This window comes from Vibrio sinaloensis DSM 21326 (assembly GCF_000189275.1).
GTDB lineage: Bacteria > Pseudomonadota > Gammaproteobacteria > Enterobacterales > Vibrionaceae > Vibrio > Vibrio sinaloensis.
On record NZ_AEVT01000098.1, the window covers coordinates 87,364 to 110,868 of the forward strand.

The window sequence follows — 23,505 nt, forward strand, 5'->3', positions numbered from 1 at the left end:
TTTTAATTTATTACGCGAGGGCTCTCCGCTGCACCGTGGTAGCTTTTCAACGTTGCAAAGTGGTGGTGAGCTTTTTGTACTTGCTCGAACTCAAGCATCCATTGTGCGTTGCGTTGGGCTGTGCAAAACGCTCCCATATGACGGAGAAGCTCTTCGCTATTTTTTTCTAGGACATGGTGAGTCGCTTTCACTAAGTCCGACGTCTCGATAGACATAAACTGAAGCAGAGCATAACTCTGATTCAGAAGATCAAAGGCCTGTTGATGTTGACCTATCTTATTCAAGATTTCTGATTGAGATACCGCTGCATCGCGCAAGCCAGTAAGCAGGCAACTGAACTGACAAGGTTTCGTCTCATCACAGCTGATTGCAGATTGAATGTGCCCTGGGAGATGGCTAAGAACTTGATCGTATAGGTAGTGGGCTTCTGGCCAGTGTCCTTGTTCCAATAATTGCTCGGCTTTTAGATAATGTGACCAGCACTGTTGTAGATCCATGTTCGATAACTCCACCAAAAATTTGATAGAGCATATTTAAATGTAATTCATTATCGATTGCAAATAATTCTCATTTAATTGCAGTGTTGCAGTAAGTATTTGAGTAATAATTGACCACTTAACCTTGAATTCTGCCTAAGTCACTAAAATATAACTAAATATGGCCTAAACTAAGGCAAGATAGACCGAATAAGAACTACAACAAGGAAAGATGATATGGCAATTCAACGACTAGAAGCGAGCCAGCTATACCATGCTGCGGAGTTGGAAATACTGCCGAGCAAATCAACCAAAGAGTTGGCTCCAATTGATGAGATTGTGGGGCAGGAACGTGCTCAAAAAGCGGTAGAGTTTGCTATGTCCATTAAAGAAAAGGGCTATAACATCTACGCGATTGGTCAAAATGGGCTGGGTAAGCGCACTATGATTTTGCGTTATCTCAATCGCCATAAACATGATGAAAATGAACTGTTCGATTGGTGTTACGTTGCTAACTTCGAAGACATTCGAACGCCTAAAGTACTTAAACTGCCTTGTGGGGTGGGAAGTAAATTAAAGCAAGATATTGAAAAGCTGGTGGCAAAATTGCTTAATGCGATGCCGCTGGCTTTTGATAACGAACTCTATTATAGCCGTGCCGACAGGCTCAAAAACCAATTGGCTCAGAAGCAAGAAGCTGAGTTATCTGTCATCACCAAGGAAGCCAAGTCAAAAGGGATAAGCCTGACCATCACCACACAAGGTGACTATCAATTTGTCGCAATGAATGGTGACGATCTCCATAGCGAAGAGAGCTTTGATGCCCTTAGTAAGAAAGAGCAGGAATACTTTGGCGCGACGATTGATGACTTAGAGGTCCAATTGCGTAACATGGTGCGTCAGTTAACTGAATGGGAAGAAGCGTACAGCGAAAAAATTAAAAAACTGAATGATGATGTCACCTTGGACGTCATCACGCACTTTATCAAGCAGTTGAAGAAAGACTATTCCGGCTACCCAGAAATCAAAACATATCTGACTGAACTGCAGCAAGATATCGTCGAAAACGCCGATATTTTCTTGGAGCAAAGTGCCGAGCAAGGTGAAGTCGCTACGGCATCGTTGGATAAGAAACTCCCTCGTCGATACAAGGTTAACGTATTAGTAAGCCGTAAAGAGAGCGAGTTTCCAATTGTGGTAGAAGAGAACCCAAACTATCACTCACTATTTGGTTATGTTGAGACGGCCACCTTTAAAGGTACCGTGTTTACCGATTTCTCATTGATTCGCCCAGGCAGTTTGCACAAAGCCAATGGTGGCGTATTGCTGATGGATGCACAGAAGGTGTTGGAGCAACCTTATGTGTGGGATGGCCTCAAGCGAGCTTTACGGGCTCGTCAGTTAAGCCTGACTTCACTTGAAAAAGAAGTCACCTTAACAGGGGCAGTATCGCTTGACCCGGAACCAATCCCATTGGACGTGAAGATTATTCTGTTTGGCGACTATCGAACGTATCAGTTGCTTCAACATTACGATCCAGAGTTTAGCGAGCTGTTCCGAGTGACGGCGGATTTTGAAGACGAAATGCCGCGCAGCCCTGAGTCTGAGCTGCAATACGCTCGCTTTATTTCCAGCGTGGTGAATGACAACAATATGTTGCACTGCGATAAGAAAGCCATTGCGCGCATCATTGAGCACAGTTCTCGCTTAGCTGGCGACCAAACTAAGCTATCACTCCACTCCGCCAACATTGCGAACCTATTGAGAGAGTCTAATTATGTGGCAAGGCAGGCGAACTCGAATATGATTCGTTCTAGCCACGTTGAAGAAGCGCTCGCCAATCAAGAGCTACGTGTCAGTCGGTTAAAAGACAGCGTGATGGAAGGGTTCATCAATGGCACGACTTTGCTAAAAACGGAAGGGGCAGCCATCGGCCAGGTCAACGCACTTTCGGTGCTCAGTACCAGTGAGTACATGTTTGGTGCTCCTAACCGTATTACGGCAACGACTTGTTACGGTGAAGGGGATGTGATTGATATTGAGCGTAGTGTCGACCTAGGTGGCAGCATTCACTCGAAAGGGGTGATGATCTTGTCTGCTTACATGTCTTCGGTATTTGGTAAAACTGCTAAGGTTCCGCTTAATACCACGATTACCTTTGAGCAATCTTATGGTGGTGTCGATGGTGATAGTGCCAGTATGGCCGAGTTCTGCGCGGTTGTATCGGCTTTCTCCAAACAGGCTAATAGACAGGACATCGCGATTACGGGCTCGATGAACCAGTTTGGTGAATCACAACCTATCGGCGGTGTGAATGAAAAGATTGAAGGCTTTTTCGATGTGTGTGGAATTAAAGGAAGACATAACGAGCAAGGGGTGGTGATCCCTCGCTCTAATATGCATAACCTGATGCTTCGCCCTGATGTCGTAAAAGCGGTAGAGAGGGGAGAGTTCCACATCTGGGCTATCGATCATGTCACGGAAGCGATTGAGTTGTTTACCGGAAAATCAGCGGGTGAAGCAAGTGACGAAGGTAGTTACCCAATCGATACTATTTTCGGTATCGCCCAGGCTAAGCTCAACGCATTGCGAAAATAAACTTCAGTAAAGGAAAAAGGTCTAGCGGTTGCTAGACCTTTTTTATTGGCTTATATCCAAAGTTGGCTTATCGGCATCTTCCGCTCGTAGTGGTACGCAATTTGAGCTTGCAGCAATTCTGCAGTTGCTACCGCGTCAGTGAGCGCATGATGAGGCGTATACTGAGGAAGGCCATATCGGCTCCGACTGGCCCCAAGCCTGACTGACTCAGGTTTGCGTCCTCTCATTTTGTTTAACAAGCCACCGTTTTCTTTTTGCTGCCAAAGCGTTTCTATATTCATGGTATCCACCACGGGAAACTCGATGCCTTCTTGAATACGGGTTTGCAGCGCTCGATTAAAGAACTCCCGTTCAATGCGTTGATAGTGGACAACCATGATTCGGTTACTCATTTCAGCCAACACTTGCGGGTAAACTTCGGTTAAATCAGGAGCATCCAATACGTCACTATGGGTGATGCCGTGGATGACGACCGATTCTTCTGCCAGTGGCTTTCTCGGTCTCACGGTCCAATGTTTGGCCTGATTAACCAAAATCCGGTTGAGCGTGAAAGGCACGGTGCCAATGGTGATGATGTCATCTTGTTCAGAGTCGAGCCCAGTGGTTTCGAAGTCCATCGCCAGAAAGGTAACTTCATCAAGCGGGGTGTCTGCCTCAGGTATTCCCGCTTGATAGTACGCTTTAAGTTGTTCGTTGCGTGCACTTTCTAGCTTACGCTTAAACTTGGTAGACCAGTCAATGCTGGGAGGGCTCATGATTTTATTAAACATCTAGCCTCCTATTTAAAATTATTGCTGGCTTGGTAACGGAACTTGAGGAAGTTTTGCGCGTTGCTCAAGATCTGGAATGCATCCTTTAAGTTGCGACGCTCAAAGTCAGATAAGTTCTCTGGCTCAATGTTGTTATCTGGTTCAGTTTGGTTTTCAACATCGTAAGCTTGATGGCGAATACGAACCATAGAGATGAACTCTAATGCATCGCGGAGATCGCGCGCTTTACCTTTAGGCAAAATTCCGGCTTCATGGACGTCGTCTAACCGTTCAAATGAGTTCTTCGACCGGGAACCCACCGCGAGTGCATGGACGCGAATCAAATCTGCTAGCGGCGCGGTACCTCGACGTTTTAAGTTAATCGAGTTCTTGTGTTGGCCGTCTTTCTCCATCACGAAATCTTTGAAGAAGCCAAGTGGCGGCGTACGATTCATCGCATTACGAGCTAAACAAGCGAGGAAGCGGTTGTTTTTGCGTGCACGTCGTATGATGAAGCCATTCAACTGCTCTGCCCATTTTAAGCGTCCATAAACACCATCTAAGTCGAAGAAAATCGAAGCGTTTAGCAGCGCCTTAGGATTTGGGTTATCAATCCAATCGGCAAAACATTCTTCCCACTCTGTGCGTGTCATTCGCCATTCAGGATTGGTCGCCATTATGTCGCCGGTGCAGTAGGTGTAGCCGCACTTATCAAGGCCGTCACAGACGCGTTTTGCTAGCTCGGCAAAGTAGGCGTCATGCTCGTCTTTTATATAGGTGTTATCGAGAATGATGGCATTGTCTTGGTCTGTCACTAACAGTTGTTCATCTCGCCCCATTGAGCCAAGCGCGACAAAACAATACGGCACGGGTGGCTCGCCGAGCTCTTCTTCCGCCAGTTCAATGATGCGTTGTTTGAAGCTACGGCCTATGACGGACATCGCGCTGCCGACCATATGTGAGTTTGCGTCTTCGTTGACTAAGCGAACGAAGCTGTCTTTTACCTGCTCGGACAAACTCGCCAGTTCTTCAATCGATTGTTGTTGGAAGATACTGCTCACCAATAACAGCGAGTTTTGCGATTCGTAACGAACAATATCGGTTGCTTCGATAATACCTATTGGCTGCTTATCTTTGAGTACAGGGAGATGATGCACGTTGTAGCGCAGCATGGTTAACATGGCTTCATAGACGTAAGCATTGTGGTCAAGAGAGATCACTTCCGTCGTCATCACCGATGAAACGTTATCGCTCGGATCTAAGCCTTGAGCGAGGACGCGAGTACATAAGTCTCGGTCAGTAATGATTCCGACTAGCGGACTATGATCATCTTCATCATCTTCGAGCACATCTGGGTTGATGATCAGTAGGGAAGAGACATTTTCTTCGGCCATTTTAATCGCCGCATTCTGAATAGACTCAGATTGGTCGATATACGGCGCTTCACCGGTTAAAAGGGTACGGACCTTGGACGTGGTGAGGTCGTTTTGTTCGTTGGTACTTGAAACGGCTTGACGAAGGCGAGCGTTGTCTTCGACTTCGACAAAATCGGCAAACACTTCTTGAGTATCGTAGAGCTCCTGAAAAACAGATTCCGGAATGCAATAGAGTAGTGTGTCTTTGGTTGCTTTGGCAGGGAAGCGGACTTTGTTATTAGTCAGCAGACCCATTTGTCCAAATAGAGCCCCTTCGTCTAAGCGGTTATAAAGTTCACCCTTACGACGGTACACTTCGACCACGCCACTTCTCACCATGTACAAGTCATGAATCTCATCGCCAAAGTGGATCACCGGAGTGTCTTCACGAAAGTACGAAATCTCAACGTGTTTGGTGACAAAGTTCAGTACTTCGTCTTCTAACTCGTCAAAAGGGGGATGCTGGGCGAGGAAGTTTTTGATTTCCAGTAGTTCTGCTTCCATGGAGAGTTCCGTGTTTGCTGCTTGATGATCCAATGGTACATGATCTCAAGCGGTTTTGGGTGGAATCTCTGTTATCGCACTTAAAAAATAAAGGCTTAGGAAAATTCCTAAGCCTTTATTCGATGTTATTCGCTGATTAACTTAACCCTATGATGTTGCCGTCGTCATCAAGGTCTAAGTTCATAAATGCGGGTTTGTCTGGCAGACCGGGCATGGTCATTACGTTGCCACACAGAGCATAGATAAACCCAGCGCCAGCGCAAAGCCTCAACTCGCGCACTGGGACGTCAAAGTGCGATGGTGCACCTTTAATCGAGCCTACGGTTGAAATAGACAGCGGCGTCTTCGCTAAGCAGACGGCAAGGTTATCGAAGCCGTGTTTTTTAAGTTCGGTCAGTTGCTGCTTTGCAGTATCACTAAGGGTGATGCTCGCAGCACCATAGCCAGACTCAGCAACCGCCATAAGCTTTTCTTCCGTAGTCTGTTCAAACTGATAAAGCGGTTTAAATTGGCGGTCATTCTTGGTTTGGGCGATCACTTTGTGCGCAAGCTCTACCGTTCCGAGGCCTCCTTTGGCAAATCCTTCACTAATCGCGACCTCAACATTGTTGGGTAGCGCTTCTATCATGGACTTAAGCTGTTCAAGCTCGGCTTCGCTATCTTGTGGGAAGCGGTTAATGGCGACAACAGCGGGCACGCCGTATTTGTTCACATTATTGATGTGCCATTTTAAATTTTCAAACCCAGCGGTCAGTGCGTCTGAATCTGGATTAAACAGGCTTTCTGGTATGGCTTGTCCGGGCTTTAAATCGTACAGCCCGGAATTTGCCTTAAGGCCACGCAGGGTTGCAACGATTACCGCACAATCTGGCGCTTTTCCTGACATCTGCGCTTTGATGTTGCACGCTTTTTCAAATCCCATGTCTGAGCCAAAGCCACCTTCAGTGACGGTGAAGTCACCCAATTTAGTAGCGATGTTGTCGGCAATGATCGAAGAGTTTCCGTGGGCGATATTCGCAAATGGGCCTGCGTGGATAAGGGTTGGGACACCTTCTAAAGTCTGCATTAAGGTCGGTTCAATGGCTTCTTTCATGCTAACAGCCATCGCACCAGCAACTTGCAAGTCTTCTGTGGTAATGGGGTTACCGTCAACATTGTAAGCGACGACAATCCGACCAATTCGATTGCGTAAATCTTTGAGATCTGAGGCGAGCGCAAGCACTGCCATCAGCTCAGAAGCGGCAGAGATATCAAACCCGTCTTCACGTTCGAAGCCATTGATGGTTTTATCTGCTTCATTGCGACCGACAGTGACCATGCGCAGGGCGCGATCATTGTGGTCCATAACACGCTTCCATACGACTCGCTGGGGATCGATACGAAGAGCAGCCAGGCCACTGCGAGCTTCAAAGTCGTCATAACCATTACGCTGCTCGTGATAAATACGCGCGTCAATGGCCGCGGCGGCGAGGTTGTGGGCAGCTGTTACCGCATGTATATCACCAGTGAGGTGCAAATTGAGTTCTTCCATTGGTGCGACTTGCGAGAATCCACCTCCAGCAGCTCCGCCTTTCACACCAAATACAGGACCCATAGAGGGCTGACGAATACAAGCCGTGACGGAGTGTTGTAGCTTTGCGATACCTTGGGCGAGACCAATGGTCGTTACGGTTTTGCCTTCACCCAATGGTGTTGGGGTGATTGCGGTGACCAGAATTAGCTTACCTGTCGTTTTATGTTCAAGGCGCTTTAGGCTAGCTAGGGAGACTTTTGCTTTGTATTGGCCTTGGCTATGGAACTCACCCGGCTCCAAACCCGCTTGTTGAGCCACCAGTGAGATCGGCAGCAGTGAAGTCGCGCGACAAATTTCAATATCGGACAGCATAAAACCCTCTAAATAGACACACAAAAAGTGAGGCAAACGTTTGCGGAAGAATAATAGCGTTAAAAAGTAGGTTGTAAAGCGATAGTTTTAGTTTGTCGTAAACTTTACCTGAAATTGTCTGTCGAATAAATGTGTGGTTTGTCGATAAGTGACAGTAAGGGGGAAACTCGTATCTCATGGATAAAAAACGCCCCGCGTGATAGCGGGGCGGCTGTATCAGTACCAATCATCTTCAGGAAATAGCCTTCCTTCCGGAGCGTAGGGGTCGTCATCAAAGGGGTGCTCTGATTTGGTTCTTAAGCTTTCCAGCTGATGCTCAAGCATCTTCACGGTATCGTAATCACCCTCAGAACAAGCGACATAAATCTGTTGCTCCAGTACTTTAATGCTATCTTGAATTCCCATATTAACCTCCTGTGAGCAGTTTTCCTGCTTAGATGGTTCTACCTATTTTCAAAACGATTATAGTCCAGCAATCCAAATTCGATCGGTTGATTTTGTTGATACCAGCGATGAACACGGTCGCTAAAAGGCCAGAACTGGGAAGAACTGCGACGTATTGCAAAGCGATCCAATAACTTAACGTAGTCTTCCTCCGAGCGCATATTTTTTAGCCCATCAACCAAGGTCTGAATTTCAGATTCCTTGAGAGATAAATACGCAGCAGGATAACTGCCGATCACTCCACGCACTAAGGTTAAGTCATCGTTCTCTGGATCGCGATTGCTCTCTTCGTCGAACAAACTTGAGATGTTGGTATGCGCATTGTTGTGCAATAAAGTAAATAGCTGATCGTCGCCGCTGTTTGATTCAATCATCAACATGGTGATCTGTGGCAGATAAAGCAAGCCTTCTCCTTTAATGTGGTTAATGCTATTGAGCAAAAATTCGTTATCAAGGCTAAGCCCGGTTTGTTCAATGTCATAGCGATGATTAAGGACTGGGGCGAGCTGCGTTTTTAAAATATCGTACAGTTCAGCTTTTGGATTATCGGTCTGATAGCGGACTTGTGTCGGCTGATCGAAAGGCGCGACATTACGCTGCAAAAATTGGCTTAGCTGAGGGCTTTGGTCTTGATACCAACTTGATTGTTCTTTGTGGCGAACGTCTCGTGGTAGCAGTGCGACGAAATTACTTTCGCCCTCTAAGCGCAAAAAGTCCATAAACATCCGAGTGATTAGCTGATGGCCGAAGTTGCCGTAAACATCGAAACCCGCAACCAACAAGTAATGGATACGCTCAATTAACGCGTAGTCGAGTACCCAAGCGGTCTTCGGTGGAGTGCCGACTAGACCTTGAACGACGGAAGCACTGTCAAAGTGACGAAAAACGGTTAATGCGGCATTGGGGTTGGTGCCATTACCCGTCCAAAGTACGTCGGTGGTGAGATACTGGCCGTTTTCAAACCAACCATTGATGAACTCTGATTTTGCTTTTAGGTAACGCGCTTGCTGGCGTGAATAAGAAACCCAACTGCTAATAGGCAGTGTATTACTTTCTAGCTCGCCAGGCAGTTTTAAGTTGTCTGCTTGCGAACGATAGAAGTCGTTAACCTCCGGAATGTCCGCTTTGTCTGGATCAAGGAAAAATACCCAGAAACGATCATTTATAACATTGAGCGCGAGCTGGCCACGACAAACCGGGCCTTTGATGAACGCGTTAATGGTGTTCTGCGAATTATCGAGCATAAACTTAAAGCGTGCTTTAACCGGTAGGTCAATAAAGGCAGTCATCGGGTTTGCTGCGATCTCCGGTTCATAGCCTGGTAGTTTGGCGACATCGTAATCGGCTTCGATAAACCACGTTTTCCAATCTTGCATTCGTTTTTCATTGAGCGCGAAGGGCATATGGGTTTTATCGACAATGGTGCCTTGCTCAGGAATCAAACGGTAATAAACGCGCTCGACTTGTGGATCATCATAGGGGCGGCGCGTTGTAATGCGCTCGACGGGTTGACCTGGTGGTGTTGTAGAACGGACTAAGGTAAAGAAACGCGGGCTTTCTTCGTTGAGGTCGGAGAAATACAAGTGAGATAGGAAAAGGTGTTCGTAGAGGTAGCGAGCAGACAACTGCACTTTACGCGCGCTTTTATTGAGCATGTCCTCATACTCGTTCACTAAGTTTTGTTGCTCTGGGGTGAGTGGTAACGGCGCGTTCATCTTGGCACCGTCTTGCAGCCAGCTCATTAATGTCGCGTACTCTCGGTTGCTCAAGTTAGGCATACCATAAGGCATCCCCCATGTCGGGTAGTCTTGCTCATACTGCTGATACTCTTCGATTGTCGGACAGACTTGAGTGCGATCAACTGAGAAGTCAAAGCCAGTGAGTTGAGTCTCTTCTGGTAGTGGATGGTTCTGCTTTTGTTGCAGCATTTTGGCGACTAAGCCAGCTTCAATATTGGCGGTCGGGGTCTGGATGCGTTCATTCAATACTGGGTGAAAACCCATATCTCGCCATTGTGATGTGCTTTGTGCGTCCTCGAACAGGCGGCTAGGGGTTGCTGCCGTTAAGCGAGTTCCTTGATAAACCAGCTCTTTACTTGCCCCGCGGTCAATGCCTTCAACGGAAGACATTTTGAGTTGGCAGGGAGCATCGTAACAGGCATGACAAACAACGCAGCGGTTATCAATAATCGGTTTCACTTCATCAAGGAAAAAGTCGCTTGGTTGGGATTGCAGTGCCACGCGACGTTCGACAACGTTAGCTTCACCAAACAGCTGGTCGTAATTTAAACCCGCATAGGTCGCACAGCCAGCAAATACGCTGACCAGCGCTAATACGAGACTTGTTCGTAATTTCATAGAATAGATTGCTCGAATATTGTTATTTTTCAATTGCAGCAGAAACACCACCAGTATTCAAATAGAAAACTGCCATTAAATCATTGACCTTTGATGAGCTTGATCGCAAATAGAATGGCATAACATTAATTGTAGATTAATTATTTCTCGGTTGAGAGCTGGATAAATGCAAAATTCATCCAACGTATTAAGCTCAAGCACGTTAATAAAATAGAAGGCAAATTGGATGATATTTACGCGTCAAAGGTGGCTTTATTTATTTGTTGTCACGCTGCTGGTGGTTTTAGCCGCGACCAAATGGCACGCCAAGGTGCAACGCGAATTGGTTGAGACACAACAGCAAATCGTTTTAGATAAGGCAGCTCCGCTTATGGAGAAGAATGGACAAGCGTTCCAGTTACCCATGGAAAAAACCGGGTCCATCCAAGATTTCGCTGAATTCGGCAAAGTGCTGCGTTTTCCTAACCGCTATCACACGGCTGACGACTACTACGCATTACCGGGAACCGAAGTGTTTGCTATCGCCGATGGGCTGGTCTATTTTTCTGGCTCAGAGCCTGCCTACGGGGGGCTGGTTGTCATTAATCACAAAGGTATGTATTCGCTTTATGGGCATGTTTCTGCTCAGCGCTGGTTAATCGAACGCGGCGCGAACGTTAAAAAAGGACAATTGATTGGCTATATTGCTGAGACGAGCGAAGGTTATGGCATAGGTGCTGTGCCACACTTACATTTTTCAATTCGGTTAGGTAGCCCAGATGACTTTCCGCGAGCGGGAAACAATAACTGGATGACAGGCTATACCACTCAGCACCCAAGCTTTGTAAACTTTATCGACCCGGATAAGTTTATCGCAGAATCAAAGCGTTATTATCGAGATAAATAAGTTTATTCAGCGGACTGTCGGTGCTCGACATAACAAACCGCAAATGGCACATTCAGGCGGTTAAATTGTTTTATCCACCGCCATTGATTGTCTTGCAGTTTATCGCCGGGGCCTTTTACTTCGATCCATTCGAATTGACCGTCTTTAAATGCAATTAAATCGGGCATGCCATTTCGGTAAAGTTTTAAATCACTCAACTGCACATTAAGAAGGTCACCGAGCATAGTATTGGGTATGGTCTGAAGCGCTAAGGTTAATAACCCCTCTTCTAAATGTGCCCAATTTACTAATGGATTACTGATGCCAAACTTGTTTCGATATGTCGCTATCAACGAGCTTGTGTTTCCTTTATGGATACGTTCAAACGCTTGGAGAATTAAATCTTGTCGTTTTATTCGGAAATCCGAATGGTAAAGATCGAGTGGACGATGCTGATAGGCATTAATAAACGCCCCTTCAATCGGTGCGAATAGGGCATCCCACAGGGTTAAGCCGAGTATGCCATTAAGCAGGCTGTTCTCACTGTAAAAGACCGTCCAACCCAAGTTTTCGAAATGTACTTTAGTCGCGAGTTCTACCCGTTGCTGAGACAGATCCAACTCGATGTGATATTCGCGACAGACTGGCTTACTGTTTCTAGAGACTTTGAGCCCTTGTTTGCGTTTGACTCGCTGTGCGAGTTTCTCTGCGACTTCTAGCTCAGAGATGTCAACGGGTGAATTAAGTATCTCAGTGACGGTGTCACTAAATTCTTGATTGCGATTGAGTTTGTCGTAGATTCGGGCTTGGCGCTCACGACTCGGTGTCAGTTTGGTTTGCTTAAAAAGCGCAAGAGCCAGTTCGAGTTCATTGATTCGTTCATAGTCGCGGGCAATGTCGTTGATGATGTGCTCACGTTTTCGATCGACATAGCGGTGCTCGACTGCGTCAGGAAGCGAAGCGACTAAGCTATCGAGATTGGCTTTGTCTTTTCGGTCGCATTGCCAATAGAAGGTCGAGATCTGACTCAGTTCGATGAGACGGTCGATTTGCTCGCGACTGTCAAAGAACCTTCTTACTTCACTTAACTGGTACTGCTCGAATCTATGTAGACCAAGATCATCTAACACAAACTGACTAAGATCTTGGTGGGTATTGGCGAAAAAGAGGGTCAGTAGCACATCAATGATATGGGCAGACTCAAGCTTAATCACTGAGAATGGTAGTGCTTCATGCTGTTCAAAATCACCCTCAACTAAACGTGCGACGAGGGCTTCTTTTCTAAGCGACTTTGGATGCTGAGGGTAAAGCGCGAGTATCTCAGGTTTAGTGAGAAGGTGAGTGGCTAACTCATGAATGGTTAGGGCTGGAGCAAGGGTAACGAAGTTCTGATGCGCCAATTCATTTAATGCGGCTGTGACGTCTTCTATTTCTTTGTAGTTGAGTTTATCGCTTCGAAACCAACGGCCTTTGCGACTGTATAGGCGCACCAAAAGGCATTTCGCAGGTTTACTCAAGCTTTCAAAGCATGTAAGCCATTGATGCTCAGCAGAAGAGAGCAGATCATGGTACCACACGGTTGCATGTTGAGTGAGTTTGATAAAGTTATCGAGATAATAATCTGGTGCGAGTTCGACCGTGTTTTCCATAACCAACTGACAATAAAAAAGGCTTAACCCTAAGGTTAAGCCTTTCTCGTCGTAATTCAATGAATTAAGCGTTTTTAAGCTCTGCGACTTTCGCTTCAGATAGTGGTTTGGTAATGAAGGCTAGTACGATACACACTGCCATCATAACCGCTGAAATTGTGTAGGCTAGGCCGTAACCTTCACCGTTAGTCATCGAGTAGCCAACTACTGCTGCACCGATAGCGCCACCGATACCCCAAGCAGTGTAGAGAACGCCGTAGTTTGTACCGTAGTTCTTAAGACCGTAGAACTCAGCCGTTAGCGTAGGGAATACTGCTAGCAGCGTGCCGTAACCGACTGCCGCGATAGCAGTACCAATAATCAGCGTGAACTCAGTTTTGAACGTTGCGAACAGAACCATGTTGATGCCCTGTAGAATGAACGCAAGAAGAAGAGTGCGTACGCCGCCAATTTTATCCGCAAGGATACCCGCAGCAACACGACCGCCTGAGTTAAATACCGCAAGGATAGAGGCTAGGTACACTGCATTTGGCAGGTTTGCCTGAACACTTGCGATAGTTGTAATGTTACCGATGATCATCAAGCCAACAGATGCTGCGAACGCGTACATGATCCATAGCGAGTAAAACTGTGGTGTTTTCAGCATTGCTTTCCACGTTAGGTCGTCAGACTTCTTCACAACCTTAGGCGCTTGACCTGCTTTCACTTTAGGCTCTGCTGGCGTGTAGTCTGCTGGTGGGTTGTTAATTGTTGCCGCTAGAGGAACAGCGATAGCAAGGATACCAACACCTAGAACTAGGAAGCTTGTTTGGATGCCCATGCTATCAATCAGCGCAGAAGTGACAGGCGCTAAGTAAATTGCGGCTAGACCGAAACCTGCGGCGATGATGCCGTTAACCATACCTTTCTTAGATGCGTGGAACCACTTCATTGCCGAAGGAGAAAGGCACGCGTAACCAAAACCGATACCAGCACCAGTGATCACACCGAATGTAATGTTCAGCATTAGCGGAGAGTCAACGAAGCTTGACGCGATCATGCCTAGACCTGTTAGTACCGTACCTAGGATCAGGATAAGGCGTGGGCCCATGCGGTCTTGCAAGATACCAGCAACAAGAAGACAGATAGAGAAAGTGATGGTTGCTGTTGCGTAAGGTGCAGAGGCCTCTGCCGCACTCCAGCCTGACTCAGTCACCAATGCTTTGTTGAATACACTCCAAGCATACAGGATGCCAAGACAAAGGTTGATACAGAATCCTGCTAGCAGGATGCGCATAGCTTTATCAATCTTGCTCATTTTTCTTCTCGGTTGCCCTCAAAAAGAGGGTGGGTTAACAGTCGATTTGTTCAAAATAAGTTTGCGTTTATCAACACAAACCGTAATGGGCGCGAATTATAACCAAATAAAATGTGATTGGAATCTCTTTTTGCTTCAGAGCATAAAATTATTTCTATTTGTTAATGAAGTGTTTAGAAAGCGAGCGTTAAGGAGAGGAAAAACCGCTCTCTACGAAATGATTGAGCGGTTTACCATTGATTGAGAGGGAGGGTATTGGAGTGTAATTTCATCGAATTCTTATGGCTTGGGTTACATATTCTGATAGCTTGGGCCACCACCTCCTTCTGGCGGGCTCCACTCTATGTTGAGCGATGGATCCTTAATGTCGCAGGTCTTGCAATGCAAACAGTTGGTTGAATTGGTGTGCAGGTATTTGCTGCCATTCTTTTCAACAACCTCATACACGCCCGCCGGGCAATAGCGTTGGCTAGCTTCATTAAACAGTGGCAGATGTTGGTCTATTGCAACATGTTGGCTAGCGATGAGAAGGTGGTTGGGTTGATCTTCTTCATGTTGCGTACCGGACAAAAATAGCGAAGATGGCTTGTCAAAACTGAGTCTCTTGTCTGCTTTTGGGTAGTGGATTGGGTCAGAGTTTTTAATCTTATTCAAACAGGCATGATCAGTCAGCTCATCACGAATATTCCACGGGACGGGTTTGCTGGTCAAAGATGGCCAAATGTTATGCTCTAAGGTGGAAACCACTCCACCTAATACGCTGCCGTAGTTGTGAATTGCACCAGTAAAATTACGTGATTGATGCAGTTCGTCATAGAGCCATGACGCTTCAAAGCGTGATTGGTAGTCGGCCACGTCGGCGCTTCGTTCGGATTGCAATTCAGCAAACACGGCCTCCGCCGCAATGATTCCTGACTTCATTGCGGTGTGGCTTCCTTTGATTTTTGCGCTGTTCAATGTTCCAGCATCGCAACCAATTAAAAGGCCCCCTGGAAACTGTTGTTTAGGTAAGGAGAACAGGCCGCCTTTGGCGAGTGCTCTTGCACCGTAACCGATTCGTTCCGCTCCAAGTAGATGTTTGGCAAAAGCTGGGTGATGTTTCAAACGTTGGAACTCATCAAAAGGGCTCAAATAGGGGTTACTGTAGTTAAGATCGGTGATCAAACCGACTGCAATTTGACCTTTGTCTAAGTGGTAGAGAAAGCAACCGCCGTTACTGTCTGATTCGCTGAGTGGCCAGCCAAAACCATGGATTACGAGGCCGGGCTTATGGCGCGGGTCGTCTTCTGGCAGTTGCCATAATTCCTTTATACCTAGAGCGTAGTGTTGGGGCTGTTTACCCTCATCGAGTTGGTACTTGGCAATCAGCTCTTTGCCAAGGTGGCCACGTGCGCCTTCAGCGAACAAGGTGTACTTCGCGCGCAGTTCTATGCCCGCTTGGAAACCATTCTTCGGTCGGCCGTTCTTGTCTAGGCCCATATCTGATGTGATAACACCCCTAACACGCTGGTTATCGTTAAAGCAAATACTCTTGGCACTAAACCCAGGAAAGATTTCAACACCTAGAGATTCTGCTTGGTCTGCTAACCATTGGCAAAGTTTTCCCAAGCTGATTACGTATTGGCTTGGATTACTTTTTAAAGGATTAGGGATGAGCAGATGAGGCATTCGGATATGATTATGCTCAGTGGTGAGCATCAAAAACTGTTCCTGATCGACTGGCGTCATGGCCGGCGGCTGTTGCTGCCAGTCTGGGAAAAGCTCATCCAAAGCGCGCGGTTCAAAGACAGCTCCAGAAAGAATATGCGCACCGACTTCAGCGCCTTTTTCGATCACGCAGATCGTTAGGTTAAGTTGATTATCTTGATTGAGTTGCGCGAGTTTGCACGCCGCAGACAAGCCCGCAGGCCCGGCGCCAACAATCACTACGTCAAAATCCATCGACTCTCTTTCCATAGCATCTCCCGCATTAGATTGCCTTCATGCAATAACTATAGCCTCCAGTTGACGTTAACGTAAACTTTACTAAGCTCAAATTATCACGTTAGTCAGGAGGCGTTATGAAAGTGCTTGTTGCGGTGAAGCGAGTTATTGACCCGTACACCAAGATTAGAGTGAAGGCGGACGGAACGGGAGTTGAGGATGGCAATGTCAAAATGACTATTAATCCGTTTTGTGAAATTGCTGTTGAAGAAGCCATCCGTCTCAAAGAGCAAGGGGTTGCTGACGAGGTTATCGTGACCTCCATCGGTGAAGAGCGATGTCAAGAACAGCTGCGAGCTGCGCTAGCATTGGGCGCAGATAGAGCCGTTCACATCAATACCGACCAGGTTTGCGAACCACTATGCGTTGCTAAGATACTGAAAGCCGTTTTTGAGCGCGAACAAGTTTCGCTGGTTATCCTAGGTAAACAGTCGATTGACAGCGACAACAACCAAGTCGCTCAAATGTTAGCGGCTCTGCTTGAAAGGCCCCAAGCGACTTTCGCGTCCAGCCTCGACTTTGATGGAGATTCACTGGTAGTGACGAGGGAAATTGATGGCGGCCTAGAGCGGCTCAAATTGATGTTGCCTGCCATAGTTAGCACCGATCTTCGCCTTAATGAGCCGCGTTACGCCTCGTTGCCCAATATCATGAAAGCCAAGCGAAAACCGATGGATGAGCTGACGGCAGCTGAATTGGGCGTGGAGGTTACGAGTAGCCAACAGATCCTCCAAGTTATGCCACCACCCGACAGAAAGCCCGGTATACGTGTTTCGAGTTCAGCAGAACTTGTCGATAAGCTAAAAGCAGAAGCCAAGGTCATCCCCTAGGAGAACATTATGAGCGAGCAAAAACAGCGAATACTGGTCGTGATTCAACATACCAATAGTGCATGCTTAACCAACAATTTTCCGGTTTTGACCGCGGCGAGTCAGTTTGCTGAACACGCGGGAGCGTGCAGTATCGACGTGCTTATTATTGGTCATCAGGTTCAAGGCGTGGTTGAGTCGCTTAGCACTGTTGATGGTATTTCTCGATTATTGGTCGTTGATGAGACGGATTTTGAACATTGGCTTAGCGATGCTGTAGCTACACAAATCGCACCTCTTGCCGAACAGTACTCACACTTATTGACCGCGGCGAGTACCACCGGTAAGGACCTTTTTCCTCGCGTTGCTGCATTGCTTGACGTTGGCCAGCTATCCGATATTACATCCGTGGTGTCGTATGACACGGTGATTAGACCTATTTATGCGGGTAACGCGTTAGCAAAAGTACAGTCGAGTGACAGAATTAAAGTGATTACAGTAAGAGAATCTGCCTTTGATACGTTCACTAGCCAAGGCTCGAATTGTGCAGAAAGGGTCGATATTAGTCCTTTATCTATGAACACTTATTGTGAATTTGTCAGCCAAGAAGTCACTAAAAGTGAGCGGCCTGAACTTGGTGCTGCGCGCGTGGTCATCTCTGGCGGTAGGGGGGTGGGTAGCCAAGAGAATTTCGCTTTGATTGAGCAATTGGCCGATAAGCTTGGCGGTGCGATAGGTGCATCACGCGCGGCTGTCGACGCTGGTTACGTGTCTAACGACATGCAGGTCGGGCAAACGGGTAAGATTGTGGCTCCAGATCTTTACATTGCAGTGGGCATATCAGGTGCGATTCAACATGTGGCAGGGATGAAGGAGTCAAAGGTGATTGTGGCGATAAACAGCGACCCTGAAGCGCCGATATTTGATATTGCAGACTATGGCTTAGTGGGGGATTTGTTTACGATTCTTCCTGAGTTATTGGCTGAGTTAGATTGATTTAACGCAAGGTTAAGCTGTATTAATCCAAACAAGCAACTTTCTATAAAAAACGCCGAACTTCGTGTTCGGCGTTTTGGTATGCCTCGCTATTTTTCTAGGTGTTCGACTAATTTCTTGGTAAATCGCGCAGCCTCACCACCAGTACAGGCACGGTGATCGAACGTAATCGACAATGGCATTGCTTTGGTCATCACGGCTTGTCCGTCGACTAAGGTCAATTTATCGATAATACGTCCAGCACCAACAATAGCGACTTGTGGCGGAGACACTACGGGCGTGGCGTATATCCCAGCTATTGCACCGAAATTAGACAAGGTAATGGTCGCGTGTTGCAACTGCTCGCGACCAATTTTCCGTTCGCGAATGCCTTGTACCGTTTGGTCTAACCAGACACGAATACCCTCATCGTCGAACTTATCTGCATGACGCAGTACAGGCACGTAAAGCCCATGCGCACTGTCGACGGCAATTCCGATATTTACCGTGCTGTGAACGCAACGTGTCATGGTGTCGGCGTCGAACCACGCATTCAGCGCAGGCTCTTTCTGACAAGCGTAGACCACTGCTTGAATTAACCGTGCCGATATGTCTTCTTTGCTGGGCCAGTTGGCAAGACTCGCTTCCTCGGTAATCGTGACTGAAGCGACGTTATGGTGCGATTCTGTCATGGTTGAAACCATGGTTCTTCGCGCCCCTTTTAATACTTCGGTTCCAGGTTGTTGGCGTCCTGCTTCATGATAAATGTCGTCGTCGGTAATCAGTCCGTGTAAGCCAGTACCTTCGACTTTTTCGAGATTAACGCCAAGCTTATTGGCCAATAGTCTCGCTGATGGCATCGCTGTGATAGACGATTGCTCGTGGTGATTGCTGTCAGCGCCGACCCAAAAGTCATCCACATCGACTGAGTGAGCTTGCTGAGATACGTTGCCTACGACGGTTGCGGCGTCTGCACTGGTTGTTTCACTAACGGTTTGGGGTTCGGCCATTGCGCCTTGCTCTTTTATCTCAAGTAGTAGGGCACCAATATTGACCACGTCTCCCTCGTTACCATGGCGTCTGACGACAATGCCACTGTAGGGAGCGGGCACTTCGACCACGGCTTTGGCCGTTTCTACCGTCAACACAGTTTGGTCTACCTCTACGTAGTCACCTTCGCTGACGTGCCATTCGATAATTTCAGACTCTGCGAGTCCTTCTCCTAAATCTGGTAATAGAAAGCTCTTCATTTCCAACCCTCCACTAGCTCGCGCGCAGCGTGAATAATGTCTTGTTCCTGAATCATGAAGTAATCTTCATTGCGGTAATAAGGCATAACCGTATCCATACCTGTGACGCGCTTTAGTGGCGCTTTAAGTGTACACATGGCGGTTTCCGCGACACGAGCCATAATTTCTGCGCCAACGCCTCCACTACGGCTAGCTTCATGAACAACCAGCAAACGACCGGTTTTATCAAGGGATTTTAATATGGTGTCCATATCGAGAGGTTTGATTGAAGCAACATCGATAACTTCAACTTCAATGCCCTGTGAAGAAAGGGCATTGGCAGCTTGCAATGATTCCACAACACAGGCCCCCCATGTGACAAGAGTAATATCGCGACCTTTCCGTAGCGTAAAGCAGGTATCTAACGGTAGCGCTTCTCCGTTGTCGATAACGTTAGATTTAACGGTTCGATAGATGCGTTTGGGCTCAAAGAACATCACAGGATCGTTGCTGCGTATTGCGGCAAGCAACAATCCATAGGCTCTTTGAGGAGAAGAAGGGATTACAACTTTAAATCCAGGGATGTGAGCAAACAGAGCTTCGACACTTTCTGAGTGGTGTTCTGGGGCGTGTATCCCACCACCAAAGGGCGCTCTAAATACAGCAGGGCAGGTGAGACGGCCGCGGGTGCGATTTCGCATTCTCGCCGCATGGCACATTAAATGTTCCATAGCCGGGAAGACAAAACCCTGAAATTGAAACTCAGCGATGGGTCTCAAACCCTGACTTGCCATGCCAACGGCAACCCCGCCAATCAGAGCCTCTGCCAGCGGTGAATCTATGACTCGGCGCAGGCCAAATTTCTCTTTAAGCCCAACCGTTGCGCGAAAAACTCCGCCGTTGTCACCGACGTCTTCACCGAGCACAACAACGTTTGTGTCATGCTCCATCTCATAGTGAAGCGCGAGGTTTACTGCCTCCACAAGTGTTATTTCAGCCATGTTTACCTCCCTGCATACGCATCACTTTGTGGATTAATTGATCACGTTGAGCGTTGAGCTCTTTGGGTGCGGATTCGTAAAGATAGTCGAACGCAGTTTCCGGTGCTTGCGGCGTAAGATTGAGGTAATGCTCTACGACAGATTCGATGTCGCTTTTGGCGCGAGTAGCCCAGGCTTGGTCTTTTTCCTCATTCCATAAACCTTGCGTGATCAGGTATTGCTTCATTCGTGACACAGGATCGTAGCGCCATGCTTGTTTTAACTCATCGTCGCTGCGATAGCGTGTTGCATCATCGGCAGTCGTGTGATCACTGAGGCGATAGCTGACGGCTTCAATCAAGGTGGGCCCTTTGCCTTTTCTTGCTCTGTCTAATGCTGCAAGAACGACGTCGTGCATGGCAACAATATCATTGCCATCTACCGTCACCCCTTTAATGCCGGCTCCTTTGGCTTTTTCGGAGAGAAACTCCGCCGCGCACTGAAGGTTGCGCGGAACAGAGATTGCCCATTGATTATTATTGACGACAAACACAAGGGGCAGATTCCACGCCCCTGCACAGTTAATTGACTCTAGGAAGTCGCCTTTAGAGGTTGCGCCATCCCCACAGGTGACGAGGGCGGCTTTATGTTGGCCTTCGATTTTAAGTGCAGAGGCAACCCCAACGGCGTGAGTGCATTGAGTGGCGATGGGCACGCAGAAAGGCAGATCTCGGCTTGGAGTGCCATCAAGCGCGGTGAAATCACTGCCGCGTTCATCACCCCCCCAATACTGTAGGTTTTTTTCCATAGGAATACCGCGAACCCACATGGCGGGCATATCACGGTAGTACGGGATAAAGACATCATTGGCGTGCATCGCATGTCCAATTGCGACGCCATACCCTTCCGCGCCTAAGTGAGAAGGGTAGGTGCCTAGTTTGCCTGTTCGTTGTAAGGCGACCGCTTTGTTGTCGTAAGTGCGGCTCATGACCATGTCTTGGTAGAACTTGACCAAGGTCGTACCGTCAGCCCAGCTTGGTAATTGTTCTACCGCCTCTCCATTGTGATCAATGAAGCGAAGCATGGGTAATGCTTGTACGTTCATCGGAATCTCCTTTTGTCTCTTCCTCGGAGTGGATCGCACTCAAGAAAGATAAAACGGACTCGATTACCATGTTTCGGATCGAGTCTGTGTCGATACCTAGTGACTGCTTAGAGTCGAGAACATCAAAACAAATTACTAAGGATGCTTTAGCTAGCGCATTTTTAAACTGCTAATACACAACAATCTAGTAATGGATCTTGGTATTCACGGTTTAAAGTAAGTGTAACCAAAATGTTAAATAATGCTTAATGTGTGAAACGACCCGTGAGTAAAACTGGCTTTACATAGCAAAATCTAGCAGGGGATTGTGTGGAATTTGAGTAATCTTGTTGCTGAAAACTAGAGAGATTAGCTGGTGAAGTCGTGACAGTGAGAGGTTTTGTTCGAAATGATACAAAAACGGCAAGCCGAAGCTCGCCGTTTGGAATTTTGTAAGGAAACCTTACTCAGGTTGCTGAGCTAGATTTTCTTTTTGTTGAACTTTGTACACTTTGCCTGCGTTAAAGCGTTCTAGATAATCTGCTAGGTCACGCTTAACTTCAGGAACTAGGATGTACAGACCAACAATGTTAACCAGCGCCATTGCGAAGATCATAGCGTCAGAGAAGTCGATGACCGGACCTAGGTTCATTGCTGCGCCGATGACGACAAAGATACAGAATTTCACTTTGAAGATAAGCTCTGCAATTTTGCTTTCACCGAATAGGTAAGTCCACGCTTTCAGGCCGTAGTATGACCAAGAGATCATAGTAGAGAACGCGAACAGAACGACGGCAATTGCAAGTACGTATGGGAACCAACTGATAGCGCTGCCGAATGCTGCTGAAGTCAACTCTACACCTGCTAGGCCGTGGTCAGTATCTAGATATCCAGTAATGATGATGACTAGAGCCGTCATTGTACAGATAACAACAGTATCGATGAATGGTTCTAATAGCGATACAAAACCTTCAGACATTGGCTCTTTTGTTTTTACCGCCGCGTGAGCGATTGCTGCAGAACCCACACCCGCTTCGTTCGAGAACGCCGCACGTTTGAAGCCTTGGATTAGAACACCAATGACACCACCCGCAATGCCTTCACCGGTAAATGCGCCGTGGAAGATTGCACCAAATGCATCATCAATCTTGTCAAAGTTAATCAGTAGGATAACCAGCGCAGCACCAACATAAATTGTCGCCATGAAAGGAACAACTTTCTCTGTTACTCTCGCAATGGATTTGATACCACCGATAATAACGATGCCGACAATCACAGCTAGGATAAGACCAAACAACCAGCCTTTGTCAGCAAAGAAAGAAGCATCGCCACCTGTTACGCCCACCACTTGTTTGAACGCTTGGTTTGCTTGGAACATGTTACCGCCACCAAGAGAACCACCGATTGCGAATACAGAGAATAGCACCGCTAGCGTACGACCAAATGCCGCATTACCACGATTTGCCAGACCTTTGCTCAGGTAGTACATAGGACCACCAGAAACCGAGCCATCTGGGTTGGTATTGCGATACTTCACACCCAGTGCACATTCTACAAATTTACTCGACATACCAAGCAAACCAGCAAGGATCATCCAGAATGTGGCACCTGCACCACCAATTGAGACCGCAACGGCCACACCCGCGATGTTACCCAGACCGACCGTGCCTGACAGTGCGGTTGTTAGAGCTTGGAAATGAGAGACTTCACCGTCTTCTTTGGCTTTTGGATCAGAGAACTTACCTGATACTAACTGAACCGCATGCTTAAAGCCGCGGAAGTTGATAAAGCCAAGGTAGAAGGTGAAGAAACTCGCGGCTACTACTAACCAAAGAACGATCCACGGCACCTGTACGTCTGTAAAAGGGAAAGGAATGGTCGAGAAGATCATTCCTACAAAGGGGTTGACGATGGGTGCTACGACTTCGTTTATCTTGTCATCCAAGTTGGAAGCAGCAGCGCTACCTGCAAAAGTGCTCGCCAAAAGGGCAAGCGAGATACGCTTTTTCATGCTTTTCCTGCCTATGCATTAAAATTTATATGAATAATATTTATATGATGTTGTGTTTTGTTACATATTGGTAACAACCTGAATTATTCATTTTATAAATAAGAGCGCAACATCTTTGTCGGAAAACATGACTTAGAAAACAGTTCTGATATTCGCTAACCAGATCGAGTAAATTCGGACTTTTTCTCTACATTT

17 protein-coding genes are annotated in these 23,505 nt (G+C 47.1%); 4 read left to right on the forward strand and 13 right to left on the reverse strand.

Annotation, left to right across the window (positions count from 1 at the left end; all coding sequences use genetic code 11):
* Positions 1–2 precede the first annotated feature (2 nt).
* Positions 3–497, reverse strand: coding sequence for a hypothetical protein (locus tag RH45_RS17785; RefSeq protein ID WP_008079837.1), 495 nt, complete (start codon positions 495–497; stop codon positions 3–5).
* Between the two features lie 216 nt (positions 498–713).
* Here RH45_RS17785 and RH45_RS17790 point away from each other — a divergent pair, with 216 nt between their 5' ends.
* Positions 714–3,074 carry a Lon protease family protein gene (locus RH45_RS17790; protein ID WP_008079839.1) on the forward strand — a complete coding sequence of 787 codons (2,361 nt, stop codon included), beginning with the start codon at positions 714–716 and terminating at the stop codon, positions 3,072–3,074.
* Positions 3,075–3,124: 50 nt separating this feature from the next.
* On the opposite strand, the gene RH45_RS17795 is transcribed toward RH45_RS17790, so the two are convergent.
* The 5 genes from RH45_RS17795 to RH45_RS17815 form a co-directional block, all read right to left on the reverse strand.
* Complete coding sequence (locus tag RH45_RS17795) at positions 3,125–3,844, reverse strand: 3'-5' exonuclease (RefSeq protein ID WP_008079840.1); 720 nt, start codon at positions 3,842–3,844, stop codon at positions 3,125–3,127.
* Positions 3,845–3,852: 8 nt separating this feature from the next.
* Positions 3,853–5,742 (reverse strand): DUF294 nucleotidyltransferase-like domain-containing protein, encoded by a 1,890-nt coding sequence (locus tag RH45_RS17800; RefSeq protein WP_008079841.1) that lies wholly within the window; start codon positions 5,740–5,742, stop codon positions 3,853–3,855.
* 136 nt (positions 5,743–5,878) lie between these two features.
* Positions 5,879–7,627, reverse strand: a complete 1,749-nt coding sequence (locus RH45_RS17805) for a formate--tetrahydrofolate ligase (RefSeq protein ID WP_008079842.1) — start codon at positions 7,625–7,627, stop codon at positions 5,879–5,881.
* Positions 7,628–7,843: 216 nt separating this feature from the next.
* Positions 7,844–8,032, reverse strand: coding sequence for a hypothetical protein (locus tag RH45_RS17810; protein ID WP_008079843.1), 189 nt, complete (start codon positions 8,030–8,032; stop codon positions 7,844–7,846).
* A 38-nt stretch (positions 8,033–8,070) separates the two neighbouring features.
* Positions 8,071–10,428: a fatty acid cis/trans isomerase gene (locus RH45_RS17815; protein ID WP_008079844.1), complete on the reverse strand. Its 2,358-nt coding sequence runs from the start codon at positions 10,426–10,428 to the stop codon at positions 8,071–8,073.
* 226 nt (positions 10,429–10,654) lie between these two features.
* Between RH45_RS17815 and RH45_RS17820 the strand changes: the two genes are divergently transcribed.
* Positions 10,655–11,314: a M23 family metallopeptidase gene (locus RH45_RS17820; RefSeq protein ID WP_008079845.1), complete on the forward strand. Its 660-nt coding sequence runs from the start codon at positions 10,655–10,657 to the stop codon at positions 11,312–11,314.
* 2 nt (positions 11,315–11,316) lie between these two features.
* Here the strand turns inward: RH45_RS17820 and RH45_RS17825 are convergent, their stop codons facing one another.
* From RH45_RS17825 to RH45_RS17840, 3 genes are all read right to left on the reverse strand, one after another.
* Positions 11,317–12,942: a VRR-NUC domain-containing protein gene (locus RH45_RS17825; protein WP_008079846.1), complete on the reverse strand. Its 1,626-nt coding sequence runs from the start codon at positions 12,940–12,942 to the stop codon at positions 11,317–11,319.
* 64 nt (positions 12,943–13,006) lie between these two features.
* Positions 13,007–14,239, reverse strand: a complete 1,233-nt coding sequence (locus RH45_RS17830; protein WP_008079847.1) for an L-lactate MFS transporter — start codon at positions 14,237–14,239, stop codon at positions 13,007–13,009.
* 291 nt (positions 14,240–14,530) lie between these two features.
* On the reverse strand, positions 14,531–16,195 hold the full coding sequence (locus RH45_RS17840; protein WP_039958885.1) for an electron transfer flavoprotein-ubiquinone oxidoreductase: 1,665 nt from the start codon (positions 16,193–16,195) through the stop codon (positions 14,531–14,533).
* Between the two features lie 104 nt (positions 16,196–16,299).
* On the opposite strand from RH45_RS17840, the gene RH45_RS17845 reads away from it, so the two are divergent.
* A complete protein-coding gene (locus RH45_RS17845) occupies positions 16,300–17,052 on the forward strand; it encodes an electron transfer flavoprotein subunit beta/FixA family protein (RefSeq protein ID WP_008079850.1) in 753 nt (250 codons plus the stop codon).
* A gap of 9 nt (positions 17,053–17,061) precedes the next feature.
* Positions 17,062–18,027: an electron transfer flavoprotein subunit alpha/FixB family protein gene (locus RH45_RS17850; protein WP_008079852.1), complete on the forward strand. Its 966-nt coding sequence runs from the start codon at positions 17,062–17,064 to the stop codon at positions 18,025–18,027.
* An 89-nt stretch (positions 18,028–18,116) separates the two neighbouring features.
* On the opposite strand, the gene RH45_RS17855 is transcribed toward RH45_RS17850, so the two are convergent.
* The 4 genes from RH45_RS17855 to RH45_RS17870 all read right to left on the reverse strand — a co-directional run bounded on the left by RH45_RS17855 (position 18,117) and on the right by RH45_RS17870 (position 23,310).
* Entirely contained in the window at positions 18,117–19,256 is a 1,140-nt protein-coding gene (locus RH45_RS17855) for a dihydrolipoamide acetyltransferase family protein (protein WP_008079853.1), read from the reverse strand.
* On the reverse strand, positions 19,253–20,236 hold the full coding sequence (locus RH45_RS17860) for an alpha-ketoacid dehydrogenase subunit beta (RefSeq protein ID WP_008079854.1): 984 nt from the start codon (positions 20,234–20,236) through the stop codon (positions 19,253–19,255). Before RH45_RS17860 ends, RH45_RS17855 begins: the two co-directional genes overlap by 4 nt.
* On the reverse strand, positions 20,229–21,320 hold the full coding sequence (gene pdhA, locus RH45_RS17865; protein WP_008079855.1) for a pyruvate dehydrogenase (acetyl-transferring) E1 component subunit alpha: 1,092 nt from the start codon (positions 21,318–21,320) through the stop codon (positions 20,229–20,231). Before pdhA ends, RH45_RS17860 begins: the two co-directional genes overlap by 8 nt.
* 442 nt (positions 21,321–21,762) lie before the next feature.
* A complete protein-coding gene (locus RH45_RS17870) occupies positions 21,763–23,310 on the reverse strand; it encodes an alanine/glycine:cation symporter family protein (protein WP_008079856.1) in 1,548 nt (515 codons plus the stop codon).
* Positions 23,311–23,505: the final 195 nt, after the last annotated feature.

Coding starts and splice junctions, on each gene's coding strand:
- RH45_RS17785 (WP_008079837.1), bottom strand. CDS start 497: ATGGATCTACAACAGTGCTGGTCACATTATCTAAAAGCCGAGCAATTA.
- RH45_RS17790 (WP_008079839.1), top strand. CDS start 714: ATGGCAATTCAACGACTAGAAGCGAGCCAGCTATACCATGCTGCGGAG.
- RH45_RS17795 (WP_008079840.1), bottom strand. CDS start 3,844: ATGTTTAATAAAATCATGAGCCCTCCCAGCATTGACTGGTCTACCAAG.
- RH45_RS17800 (WP_008079841.1), bottom strand. CDS start 5,742: ATGGAAGCAGAACTACTGGAAATCAAAAACTTCCTCGCCCAGCATCCC.
- RH45_RS17805 (WP_008079842.1), bottom strand. CDS start 7,627: ATGCTGTCCGATATTGAAATTTGTCGCGCGACTTCACTGCTGCCGATC.
- RH45_RS17810 (WP_008079843.1), bottom strand. CDS start 8,032: ATGGGAATTCAAGATAGCATTAAAGTACTGGAGCAACAGATTTATGTC.
- RH45_RS17815 (WP_008079844.1), bottom strand. CDS start 10,428: ATGAAATTACGAACAAGTCTCGTATTAGCGCTGGTCAGCGTATTTGCT.
- RH45_RS17820 (WP_008079845.1), top strand. CDS start 10,655: ATGATATTTACGCGTCAAAGGTGGCTTTATTTATTTGTTGTCACGCTG.
- RH45_RS17825 (WP_008079846.1), bottom strand. CDS start 12,942: ATGGAAAACACGGTCGAACTCGCACCAGATTATTATCTCGATAACTTT.
- RH45_RS17830 (WP_008079847.1), bottom strand. CDS start 14,239: ATGAGCAAGATTGATAAAGCTATGCGCATCCTGCTAGCAGGATTCTGT.
- RH45_RS17840 (WP_039958885.1), bottom strand. CDS start 16,195: ATGGAAAGAGAGTCGATGGATTTTGACGTAGTGATTGTTGGCGCCGGG.
- RH45_RS17845 (WP_008079850.1), top strand. CDS start 16,300: ATGAAAGTGCTTGTTGCGGTGAAGCGAGTTATTGACCCGTACACCAAG.
- RH45_RS17850 (WP_008079852.1), top strand. CDS start 17,062: ATGAGCGAGCAAAAACAGCGAATACTGGTCGTGATTCAACATACCAAT.
- RH45_RS17855 (WP_008079853.1), bottom strand. CDS start 19,256: ATGAAGAGCTTTCTATTACCAGATTTAGGAGAAGGACTCGCAGAGTCT.
- RH45_RS17860 (WP_008079854.1), bottom strand. CDS start 20,236: ATGGCTGAAATAACACTTGTGGAGGCAGTAAACCTCGCGCTTCACTAT.
- pdhA (WP_008079855.1), bottom strand. CDS start 21,320: ATGAACGTACAAGCATTACCCATGCTTCGCTTCATTGATCACAATGGA.
- RH45_RS17870 (WP_008079856.1), bottom strand. CDS start 23,310: ATGAAAAAGCGTATCTCGCTTGCCCTTTTGGCGAGCACTTTTGCAGGT.